The following is a 9,943-nucleotide window of genomic DNA, read 5'->3' as shown; positions in this document are numbered from 1 at the left end:
CCGACGTCTTCCCAGCCGACCTCTCTCTTTCCCTCCCCTACGCTCTTCCCCCGCCCACGACCATCTTCGCCTTGTTCCGGTACCCCGACTCCGGGCTCGTGATCGCGGGCGACCAGGAGACCGCTCCAGGGCCCCCGGCGGCCTCGACCGCGGCGTGCAGGAGTTCGCGCGTGCGGAGTTCCTTGTCGAGGACCTGGTCGGCGTAGGGCTGGCCCATGAGCGTGCAGGACCGGCACACCCCGCGGTCGAAGTAGTCGCACTGCATGGCCGAGTCAGGATACGGCAGCGTCCCTCGTCGTCGTGGCGATCCGGTACACCGACGTCGTCGCGGTCAGGAACAGCGTCGTACCGTCGTCGCCGCCGAAGCACAGGTTCGACGTGACCTCCGGCACGGCGACCGTACCGATCCGGCCACCATCGGGGTCGAACACGACGACGCCGCGGTGGGAGGACGACCAGACGTTGCCGTGCACGTCGACCCGGATGCCGTCCGGCGCACCCTCTCCGGGCTCGAGCCGCGCGAACACCCGGCCGTTCTTCAGCAGGTCGCCTCGGCGGTCGTAGGCGCGGACGACCGGCTCGTCCCCCGACGAACTCGCGATGTACAGCACCCGCTCGTCCGGGTCGAAGGCCAGCCCGTTCGGCTCGTCCAGGTCGGTCGCCACCGGCCGTAGGTCCTCACCCGCCGGTCCGCACCGGAACACCCAGTGGTCGCCGTACTCACGCACGCCCGGGTGCCCCTCACGCGGCTGGGTGATGCCGTAGGCGGGGTCGGTGAACCAGACGCCGCCGTCCCGCGCGATCACGACGTCGTTCGGGGAGTTGAACCGACCCCCGTCCCACGCGTCGACGATCGTCGTGACGACGCCGTCCCGGTCGCGCTCGACCCGACGCAGGCCGTGCGAGCACTGCACGACACTGCCGTCCCGGTCGAGCGTGCGGCCGTTGGTGAACTCGACACCGTCCGCGTACACCGAGGTCTCCCCGGAGTCGGCGTGCCACTGCAGGATCCGGTCGCCGGGGATGTCGGACCACCGCAATGTGCGCGTCGACGGGATCCAGCAGGGCCCCTCGGCCCAGGTACTGCCGGTGGCGATGCGCTCGATCGCGTCGGGGTCCGGTACGAGGTCGTCGAGCAGCACGGGTTCTCCTTCGAACGGGGTGCCCAGCCTACGTTCGTCAGGCCGCGGACGCAGCCTCGCTCCGTCGTCGGACGGCCTTCTCGATCGCGGAGATCGCGAGGCCGAGCAGGATCGACACGACGACCGCGAGGGTCGTGACGAGGAAGGGCTGCTCGCGGCTCCAACGCCCGGTGGCCGAGGCGATGCCGACGCAGTACGCGGCCCACACGACGTCGGCGAGCACGCAGCTGAGCAGGAACCGCCGGAGGTCGAGCCCGCTGTCCGCGCCCACCAGGTTCGTCGTCAACCGGCCCATCGGGATGAAGCGTCCGAGCACCGCGATGCGCCCAGGAGCCGCACGGTAGCGGCCGTCGATGGCGTCCCGTGCCGCGCGGACCTTCGGACGCGCGAACCACGACCTGGAGCCGAGGTCGACCGACCGCGCCAGCTGGTACAGCCCGAGGTCGCCGAGGACCATCCCGATCGACGCCGCGCCGACGAGGAAGAGGACCGGCAGGAGACCGCCGTCACCGCCCACCAGGAGCGTGCCGATCGCGACGACGAGTGCCTGGCTGGGCAGGAAGACCGCGACGCTGCCCACGGCGAGCACGAGGCCGACCACGAAGAACGCCCACGGGGTACCGACGAGCTGGACGACCAGGTCCTGTGCTGCGTCCACGACTCACCCTCCACGGGCGCCGGAGGGGCGCGCCGGCGTCCATCCTCGCAGGTCCGGGGCACTCCGCTCACGTGCGGTCGACGTTCGCCCGCACGGCCGAGGCCTCGTCGATGCTCCGTCGGCTGCCCACAGCGATGGCACCGGAGACGGCGGTACCGATCTGGTCGAGGACCCGTTCGAAGGTGCTCGTCACCGCTGCGAGACCGGCGACAGCACGAGTTCGTCGATGCGCACGTGCTCCGGCACCCCGAGCACGAAGGCGACCGTCCGCCCGACGTCCTCCGGTCGGAGCATCCGCTGCCGGGCGGCCGCGTCGGGGACCTCTGGCCGCTGGTCGAGGAAGTCGGTCGCCACGTCGCCCGGGCACAGGTGGGTGGCGCGCACGCCGTGCGCGGCCTCCTGCTGGTTGAGCGTCCGTGCGACCGACGCGAGCGCGGACTTGCTCGCCGAGTACGCGACACCCGCGCCCGGTTGGAAGGACCACCCGGCGTACGACGACACGACCACGACCACGCCTCCGGCCGCGCGGAGAGCCGGCAGCGCGGCGTCCGCCATCGTGACGACGGCGGTGAGGTTCGTGTCCACGATCGCGCGGAAGTCGGTGAGCGACTGGTCGTCCCACCGGCGTCGCGGGGCGTTGAGCCCGGCCGCCAGCACGAGCCCGTCGAGCCGCCCGTGCCGCTCGAGCACGGTGTCCCGCGCGGCTGCGACGGCGTCGGGCTCGTTCGCGTCGAGGGGCAGGACGTCCGCGGTTCCCCCGGCGGCTCGGATCGTGCGTGCGACCTGCTCGAGCCGCTCGGCACGGCGCCCGCTGAGCACCACGGTCCAGCCGTCACGCGCCGCTGCCTCGGCGCTCGCGGCCCCCATGCCGCTGCCCCCACCCGTGACCCAGAGCACACGCTGATCCGTCATGCTCGGATGGTATGCCTACACAAGGCACCGACGACGGGAGCACCGATGCACCTCGACCTGACCGACCGCGTGGTGGTCGTGACCGGCGCAGCGCGCGGGATCGGCCGCACGCTCGCCGACCGCTTCGTCGCCGAGGGGTGCCGCGTCGTCGCGCTCGACCTGGCATTCGAACCGGACTTCCCGCTCGACCACGTCGTGTGCAACGTCGCCGACCCACAGTCGGTGCGCGACGCCGTGGACGAGGTCGTCCGGCGGCACGGCACGATCGACGTGCTGGTGAACAACGCCGGCATCAACGTCACGGGCACGGTCGCAGAACTCGAGTGGGACGCCTGGCGCCGTTGCATGGACGTCAACCTCGGCGGCACGTTCCTGATGAGCCAGGCCGTGGCTCCGGTGATGCAGGCGGCCGGCCGCGGTCGGATCGTCAACGCCGCCTCGTTCGCCGCGATCGTACCGAGCGTCGGGAGCGCCGCCTACGCCTCGTCGAAGGCCGCCGTCGTCTCGTTCACCCGGGTGCTCGCGTCCGAGCTGGGCCCGTGGGGCATCACGGTCAACGCGTACGCCCCAGGCATGGTCCCGACGGCGATGAACGGGTTCGCGACGATGTCGACCGAGGCACAGGACCGCCTGCTCGACACGTTGTCCCTGCGCCGGTGGGAGACCGCCGACGACGTCGCCGACCTGCTCGTCTTCGTGGCGAGCGACGCCTCGGGGTACATCACCGGCACCCTGCTCGACGTCTCCGGCGGCAAGCTCGCGACGCAGATCCCCGCTCGCGCGTACGGCCGCCCCTGAGCACCCGGCTGTCCGACCGCACAGGTTCTCCACACCGCCCTCCTCGTAGGCTGTGAGGGCCCAGTGAGCCGGACTGCAGCCCGACCCCGAGGAGGTGCCCGATGGTCCTCGTCCTCGTCGCGTTCGCGATCGTCGCCCTGATCGTCCCAGCCCTGACCCCCGTCCTCGGACGCCGCGTGTTCTACGTGGCGGCCCTCGCGCCCGCAGCGGCCGCCGTGCTGACGGTGGTGCAGACGGACGCGGCTCTCCACGGCAGCGTCGTCGAACGGCACCAGTGGGTCCCCCAGCTCGACCTCGACGTCACGCTGCGGATGGACGCCCTGTCGTGGGTGCTCGCCCTCGTGGTGTCGATCGTCGGCGCGTTGGTGCTGGTCTACTGCGCCTCGTACTTCGAGCGGGACGAACCCGGGCTCGGGCGGTTCGCCGGCGTCCTGACGGCCTTCGCCGGCTCGATGTACGGACTCGTGATCGCCGACGACGTCATCGTGCTGTTCGTCCTGTGGGAGGCCACGACGGTCTTCTCCTACCTGCTCATCGGGCACGACGCCGCGAAGCGTGCCAGTCGTGCCGCCGCCATGCAGGCCCTCGTGGTCACCACCGCCGGTGGTCTGGCGATGCTCGCGGGCCTCGTGGTGCTCTCGGTCACGGCGGGCACGACCTCGCTGTCCGCGATCGTCGCCGATCCCCCGAGCGGCACGGTCGTCTCGGTGTCGGTGGTCCTCGTGCTGCTCGGGGCGCTCACGAAGTCGGCGATCGTGCCCTTCCACTTCTGGCTCCCCGCCGCGATGGCCGCGCCGACCCCGGTCAGCGCGTACCTGCACGCCGCGGCGATGGTGAAGGCGGGCATCTACCTGGTGGCCCGGCTCGCGCCCGCGTTCGCACTGCTCGACGGCTGGCGCGAGACGATCACGCTGCTCGGTGTCGCCGGGATGCTCGTCGGCGGGTACCGGGCACTGCGGCAGACCGACCTCAAGCTCCTGCTCGCCTACGGCACCGTGGCCCAGCTCGGGTTCCTCGTGCTCGCCGCCGGCTGGGGTGCCCCCGCGGTCGCCCTCGGCGGGGTCGCGCTCCTCGTGGCGCACGCCGCATTCAAGTCGACGCTCTTCCTGGTCGTCGGCGCGATCGACCACGTCGCCGGCACGCGTGACCTCGGTCGTCTCAGCGGGCTCGGCCGTGCCCGCCCGTGGTTGGCGGTCGTCGCGGTGCTCGCACTGCTGTCGATGGCCGGGATCCCGCCGACGATCGGGTTCGTGGCGAAGGAAGCCGTGCTGACCGGGTTCACCGAGTCCCTGCACGGCTCCGACGCCGGCTGGGCCTGGTTCGCCCTGATCGGTGTGACCGTCGGATCGGTGCTCACCGTGGCCTACTCGCTGCGGTTCCTGTGGGGCGCCTTCGCCCGCAAGCCCGGCGTCGCGACGACCGAGCCGCACGCCCTGCACGGCCTCGGCGTCGTGCCCTCGGTGCTCGCACTGGCCGGGCTCGCACTCGGTCTGCTCACCCCGGTGGTCGCACACGGCATCGAGCCCGCTGCCACGACCGCAGCGCTCGGCGGCCAGGAGGTCCCGCACCTCGCGCTCTGGCACGGCCTCGAACCCGCACTCGGCCTGTCCGCCATCACCCTGGTCGGCGGCCTCGCGCTGTTCGCCCTGCGCCGCCCGGTCGAAGCGCTCCAACACCGGCTCGCGGGGTTCCCGAGCGCCGCGGGCACGTACCGGCACGGCATGCGGCTGCTCGACCGTGGAGCGACCGGACTCACCGCGAGCCTGCAGCGCGGCTCGCTCCCCTACTACCTGACGGTGATCCTGTCGGTCTTCGTCGCCGGGGCGCTCGCCAACCTGGTGCTCGGCGGGCCGTGGGAGTTCCACGTCCGGTTCGCCGACTCGTGGGGTCAGATCCCGGTGATGATCGTGATGTCGATCGCCGGCATCGCGGTGCTCACGGCGAAGACCCGGTTCGCCGCAGCGGTCCTGGTCGGCGTCACCGGCTACGGCCTCTCGGTGCTGTTCGTCCTGCACGGTGCCGTCGACCTCGCCCTGACGCAGCTCGTGGTCGAGACGGTGACCCTGATCGCCTTCGTCCTGGTCCTCCGACGGCTGCCCCCGCGCATCGCCACGACCAACCCGTCGCGGTTCCGGGTCGTCCGGGCGCTCTTCGCCGGGCTGGCGGGGCTGACGCTGGCGATCGTCGTCGTCGTGGCCGCCTCGGCCCGCACCGCGCGCCCCCTCTGGCCCGACCTGCCCGCACTGACGAGCTCGTTCGGGCACGGTCTCAACGTCGTGAACGTCGCCCTCGTCGACCTGCGCGGCTGGGACACCCTCGGTGAGCTCACCGTCGTGGTCGCCGCGGCCACGGGCGTCGCGAGCCTGATCTTCGTGAACTCGCGCGAGGACACCCTGCCCCGGCTGCGGGACCTGCCGGAGACCCTGACCGCGAACGGCGAGCGCACCGACGGCGAGCCCCGCGCCTGGCTGCCGACGAGCGCCGCGATCCCGACCGGCCGCTCGGCCCTGCTCGACGTGGTCGTCCGACTGCTGTTCCACGGCCTCATCGTGCTCTCGCTCTACCTGCTGTTCGCCGGGCACAACTCGGCCGGTGGCGGGTTCGCCGGGGGCCTGGTCGCCGGCATCGCCCTCGCGGCCCGCTACCTGGCCGGCGGCCCGGCCGAGCTCGGCGCGGCGGCCCCGGTGCGTGCCGGTCGCCTGCTCGGGCTGGGGGTCGCCACGGCCGCCGTCACGGCGATCGTGCCGCTGTTCTTCGGTCGCGAAGCCCTGTACTCCGAGTTCTTCGAGGCCACCGTCCCGATCCTCGGACACGTCGAGTTCGTCACCGCCACGTTCTTCGACATCGGTGTGTACCTGGTCGTCGTCGGCCTGGTGCTCGACGTCCTCCGCAGCCTCGGAGCCGAGGTCGACCGGCAGCGCCTCGAGGACGCCTCGACCCCGACCCGCGACACCACCGAGGGGTCCGTCAGCGACGCCCTCGATGCCCCCACCCCGGAAGGGAGCGCCACATGACCGTCACCCTCGTCCTCGTGATCGCCATGGCGGTGCTGTTCTCGTGCGGCGTCTACCTGCTGCTCGAACGCTCCCTGACCCGGATGCTCCTGGGCTTCCTGCTGCTCGGCAACTCGCTCAACCTGCTGCTGCTGGTGATGTCCGGCGCCGCGGGCGACCCGCCGATCGGCGGCAGCGCCGAGGGCATCACCGACCCGCTCCCCCAGGCGTTCGCCCTGACCGCGATCGTGATCACCTTCGCCGTCAGCGCGTTCCTGCTGGCCCTGATCCACCGGTCGTGGCAGCTGTCCCGCGCCGACGAGGTCGAGGTCGACGAGGCCGACGCCGCCATCGGCCGTGACCGCGACGAGCCGGCCGACGAGGACCCGGAGACCACCACCGACGCAGAACAGGAGGCGACCCGATGACCTGGCTCGTCCCGCTCCTCGTCCTCGTCCCGCTGCTCGGTGCCGCGGTCGCGCTCGGACTCCTCCGGCACCAGAAGCTCCAGCGTGCGATCACCGTCGTGGTGCTCGTCGTGGCCCTGGCCGTCGCCGCCACGCTCATGGTCCTGGTCGACCGGCACGGCACGATCGTGGTGCAGGTCGGCGGCTGGGACGCCCCGTACGGCATCTCGCTCGTCGTCGACCGGCTGAGCGCCCTGCTGCTCACCGTCAGTGCGAGCGTCCTGCTGCTCGTCCTGCTGTTCTCGATCGGGCAGGGCCTGGCCGCCGACGACGAGGACGCCCCGGTCACGATCTTCTACCCGACGTACCTGGTGCTCGCCGCGGGTGTGCTCGACTCGTTCATCGCCGGTGACCTGTTCAACCTGTACGTCGCGTTCGAGATGCTCCTGGTGGCGAGCTACGTGCTCATCACGCTGGGCGGCAGCGAACAGCGCGTCCGGGCCGGCACGACGTACATCGTCACGAGCCTGATCGCGTCGGCGATCTTCCTCGCCGCCATCGGCCTGGTCTACGGTGCCACCGGCACGGTGAACATCGCCCAGATCAGCGAGCGCGTCGCCGACCTGCCGGAGCACGTCCAGCTGCTCCTGCACACGATGCTGCTGATCGGGTTCGGCATCAAGGCGGCCGTGTTCCCGCTGGCGTTCTGGCTGCCGGACTCGTACCCGACGGCCCCGGCACCGGTCACCGCGGTCTTCGCGGGCCTGCTGACGAAGGTCGGCATCTACGCGATCATCCGGCTCGAGACGGTGATCTTCCCGCGACCACAACTCAACGAGGTCCTGCTCGTCGTCGCCGCGCTGACGATGGTGGTCGGGGTGCTCGGCGCGGTGTCGCAGACCGACGTCAAACGGCTGCTGTCCTTCACGCTGATCAGCCACATCGGCTTCATGGTGATGGGTGTCGGACTCGGCACCGTCGCGGGGACGGCGGCAGCGGTGTTCTACACGGTGCACCACATCGTCGTGCAGACCACGCTGTTCCTGGTGTCCGGTCTGATGGAACGCGTCGGCGGGACGACCTCGACCCGGTCGCTCGGCGGGCTGCTGAAGGCCGCACCGCTGCTGGCCGCCCTGTACCTGATCCCCGCGTTCAACCTGGGCGGGATCCCGCCGTTCTCCGGCTTCATCGGCAAGCTCGGCTTGTTCCGCGCCGCCGCCGAGGACGGCTCCCCGATGGCGTACGTCACCATCGGCGCCGGCGTCGTCACGTCGCTGCTCACCCTGTACGCGCTCATGCGGGTCTGGGACGCGGCCTTCTGGCGGCCGAAGCCGGCGGCCGAGGCCGCCGCCCCGCACGCGACGAGTGCGGAACCGCACGCCCACCTGCGGTCGCCGGAACCGGCTCCGCTCACCGTCTCCGAGGAGACGGGCGAGACCTACCACCCGGGAGGCTCGGTGATGGTCACCGACGCACCGCACGCGGCCACCGCCTCCAGTCCGACCACCGGCGCGACCGAGGCGGTCGGCGAGGCTCCCGAGAAGGTGCGCCTGCCGCGCATGCTCGTCGGCGTGACGACCGTCGCGGTGCTCGGCTCCGTCGCCCTGACCGTCGTCGCCGGCCCGCTCTACGGCTACGCGACCCGCGCAGCGGAGTCGCTGGAGTCGCCCGACCGTTACGTGCAGGCCGTGCTCGGAGGTGAGCGATGACCGACGTCCGCCGCATCTCGAACGCCCGGCGGATCGCGCTGGCGTGGCGCTACGACGTGCCCCTGGTCGCGGGACTCACCGTGCTGTGGGCGCTGCTCTGGGGATCGTGGACCCCGCTGACGCTGCTGTGCGGCATCGTCGTGGCGCTCCTCGTCACCCAGGCACTGCCGCTCCCGCCGGTCCCCCTGTCCGCACGGTTCTCGATCGTGCACGTGCTGCGGTTCCTGGTGGTGTGGTCCGGGCTCGTCGTCGTGGCGTCCTTCCGGGTCGCGTGGGTCGCGTTCCGACCCCGCGGTGTGCGGCGCAGCTCGATCACGCTCGTGCAGCTGCACTCGACATCGGAGATGACCTTCACCCTGGCCACCCTCGCGATCTCGCTCGTGCCCGGCTCGTACGTCGCCGACGTGGACCTGCGGCGCCGTCGTCTGCTGCTCCACGTGCTCGACACCGAGCGACTGGAGCAGGTCGAGGACGAACGCCGCGTCGCACTCCGGATCGAGGCCATGGTCATCCGCGCACTCGGCTCCAAGCAAGACGTCTCCGAGCTGTCCGAGCCGCTGCCGGAGGTGACCCGGTGAGCCCCGCAGTCGTCGTGATGGGCATCGCCGTCGCGCTCGTGCTCGCGCTCCTCGGGGTGACGTTCGCCCTCGCGGTGTTCCGCATCGTGCGCGGTCCGACCATCCTCGACCGCATGATCGGCTCCGACATGGTGCTGACCACCGTGCTCGTGGTGATCGCGGCCGCGATGGTCATCCGCCAGGACCTCACCGGCATCCCCGTGCTCGTGGTGATCTCGGCAACGAGCGTCTTCGCCACGGTCGCCGTGGCCCGGGCCGTCACACCCTCGGCGGACCCGTCCGACGAGGGCCTGACCGTCACCACCCCCGAGCGCGCCGAGGAGGACCAGTCGTGATCGAGATCATCGAGTCGTTCGTCGACGACGCCGGCATCCGCGCCTGGATCGCCGTCGGGCTGCTGCTCGTCGGGTCGCTGCTGTCGCTCGGTGCCGGGGTCGGCATCGTCCGGTTCCCGGACCCGCTCGTCCGTCTACACGCGATGGCGAAGCCGCAGGTGCTCGGGCTCGCGCTCGCGCTGGCCGCCATCGTCGTCGCGGTGTGGACGTGGACGGCGTTCTGGGTCGTGCTGCCGATCATGGTGTTCCAGCTGTTCCTGGTGCCGGTGTCGACGCACATGATCGCCCGTGCCGGCCTGCGCGCCGACGACTACCGGCACGAGGACCTGCTGGTCGACGACACGGAGTCCTGACGCACCGATCTGACGGACCGGAGGCCCGTGGCGGCGTCGCCACGGGCCTCCGGTCCGT

Annotated in this window: 12 protein-coding genes; 7 read left to right on the top strand and 5 right to left on the bottom strand. The window is 71.7% G+C overall.

The annotated features are described in order from the left end of the window. Window positions 1–37: 37 nt before the first annotated feature. The 5 genes from H7A73_RS16150 to H7A73_RS16135 all read right to left on the bottom strand — a co-directional run bounded on the left by H7A73_RS16150 (window position 38) and on the right by H7A73_RS16135 (window position 2,712). A complete protein-coding gene (locus tag H7A73_RS16150; protein WP_182066882.1) occupies window positions 38–265 on the bottom strand; it encodes a hypothetical protein in 228 nt (75 codons plus the stop codon). A 7-nt stretch (window positions 266–272) separates the two neighbouring features. Next, complete coding sequence (locus tag H7A73_RS16145; protein ID WP_411469319.1) at window positions 273–1,139, bottom strand: SMP-30/gluconolactonase/LRE family protein; 867 nt, start codon at window positions 1,137–1,139, stop codon at window positions 273–275. Between the two features lie 40 nt (window positions 1,140–1,179). Next, window positions 1,180–1,800 carry a DedA family protein gene (locus H7A73_RS16140; RefSeq protein ID WP_182066881.1) on the bottom strand — a complete coding sequence of 207 codons (621 nt, stop codon included), beginning with the start codon at window positions 1,798–1,800 and terminating at the stop codon, window positions 1,180–1,182. 67 nt (window positions 1,801–1,867) lie between these two features. Further along, the gene (locus H7A73_RS18170; RefSeq protein ID WP_259362948.1) at window positions 1,868–1,993 is read right to left on the bottom strand and encodes a hypothetical protein; all 126 of its coding nucleotides are present in this window, start codon (window positions 1,991–1,993) and stop codon (window positions 1,868–1,870) included. Then, window positions 1,990–2,712 (bottom strand): SDR family oxidoreductase, encoded by a 723-nt coding sequence (locus H7A73_RS16135; RefSeq protein ID WP_182066880.1) that lies wholly within the window; start codon window positions 2,710–2,712, stop codon window positions 1,990–1,992. The genes H7A73_RS18170 and H7A73_RS16135 overlap by 4 nt, the downstream gene beginning before the upstream one ends. A gap of 45 nt (window positions 2,713–2,757) precedes the next feature. On the opposite strand from H7A73_RS16135, the gene H7A73_RS16130 reads away from it, so the two are divergent. From H7A73_RS16130 to mnhG, 7 genes are all read left to right on the top strand, one after another. After that, window positions 2,758–3,510, top strand: coding sequence for an SDR family NAD(P)-dependent oxidoreductase (locus H7A73_RS16130; RefSeq protein WP_182066879.1), 753 nt, complete (start codon window positions 2,758–2,760; stop codon window positions 3,508–3,510). A gap of 101 nt (window positions 3,511–3,611) precedes the next feature. After that, window positions 3,612–6,524: a Na+/H+ antiporter subunit A gene (locus H7A73_RS16125; protein ID WP_182066878.1), complete on the top strand. Its 2,913-nt coding sequence runs from the start codon at window positions 3,612–3,614 to the stop codon at window positions 6,522–6,524. Further along, window positions 6,521–6,931, top strand: coding sequence for a Na(+)/H(+) antiporter subunit C (locus tag H7A73_RS16120; protein ID WP_173032340.1), 411 nt, complete (start codon window positions 6,521–6,523; stop codon window positions 6,929–6,931). The genes H7A73_RS16125 and H7A73_RS16120 overlap by 4 nt, the downstream gene beginning before the upstream one ends. Further along, entirely contained in the window at window positions 6,928–8,619 is a 1,692-nt protein-coding gene (locus H7A73_RS16115) for a Na+/H+ antiporter subunit D (protein WP_182066877.1), read from the top strand. Before H7A73_RS16120 ends, H7A73_RS16115 begins: the two co-directional genes overlap by 4 nt. After that, window positions 8,616–9,197 carry a Na+/H+ antiporter subunit E gene (locus H7A73_RS16110; RefSeq protein ID WP_111024572.1) on the top strand — a complete coding sequence of 194 codons (582 nt, stop codon included), beginning with the start codon at window positions 8,616–8,618 and terminating at the stop codon, window positions 9,195–9,197. The genes H7A73_RS16115 and H7A73_RS16110 overlap by 4 nt, the downstream gene beginning before the upstream one ends. Next, window positions 9,194–9,532 (top strand): sodium:proton antiporter, encoded by a 339-nt coding sequence (locus H7A73_RS16105; RefSeq protein WP_182066876.1) that lies wholly within the window; start codon window positions 9,194–9,196, stop codon window positions 9,530–9,532. Before H7A73_RS16110 ends, H7A73_RS16105 begins: the two co-directional genes overlap by 4 nt. Continuing rightward, window positions 9,529–9,885 carry a monovalent cation/H(+) antiporter subunit G gene (gene mnhG / locus H7A73_RS16100; RefSeq protein WP_111040073.1) on the top strand — a complete coding sequence of 119 codons (357 nt, stop codon included), beginning with the start codon at window positions 9,529–9,531 and terminating at the stop codon, window positions 9,883–9,885. The genes H7A73_RS16105 and mnhG overlap by 4 nt, the downstream gene beginning before the upstream one ends. Window positions 9,886–9,943: the final 58 nt, after the last annotated feature.

Source organism: Curtobacterium sp. ME12 (assembly GCF_903970855.1).
GTDB lineage: Bacteria > Actinomycetota > Actinomycetes > Actinomycetales > Microbacteriaceae > Curtobacterium > Curtobacterium poinsettiae_A.
Note: the sequence above shows the minus strand (reverse complement) of the source record. Positions and strands in the feature narration are given on the sequence as shown.

What these genes read in the sequence shown, in the direction of transcription:
- H7A73_RS16150 (WP_182066882.1), bottom strand. Translation starts at nt 265, where the DNA reads ATGCAGTGCGACTACTTCGACCGCGGGGTGTGCCGGTCCTGCACGCTC.
- H7A73_RS16135 (WP_182066880.1), bottom strand. Translation starts at nt 2,712, where the DNA reads ATGACGGATCAGCGTGTGCTCTGGGTCACGGGTGGGGGCAGCGGCATG.
- H7A73_RS16130 (WP_182066879.1), top strand. Translation starts at nt 2,758, where the DNA reads ATGCACCTCGACCTGACCGACCGCGTGGTGGTCGTGACCGGCGCAGCG.
- H7A73_RS16125 (WP_182066878.1), top strand. Translation starts at nt 3,612, where the DNA reads ATGGTCCTCGTCCTCGTCGCGTTCGCGATCGTCGCCCTGATCGTCCCA.
- H7A73_RS16120 (WP_173032340.1), top strand. Translation starts at nt 6,521, where the DNA reads ATGACCGTCACCCTCGTCCTCGTGATCGCCATGGCGGTGCTGTTCTCG.
- H7A73_RS16115 (WP_182066877.1), top strand. Translation starts at nt 6,928, where the DNA reads ATGACCTGGCTCGTCCCGCTCCTCGTCCTCGTCCCGCTGCTCGGTGCC.
- H7A73_RS16110 (WP_111024572.1), top strand. Translation starts at nt 8,616, where the DNA reads ATGACCGACGTCCGCCGCATCTCGAACGCCCGGCGGATCGCGCTGGCG.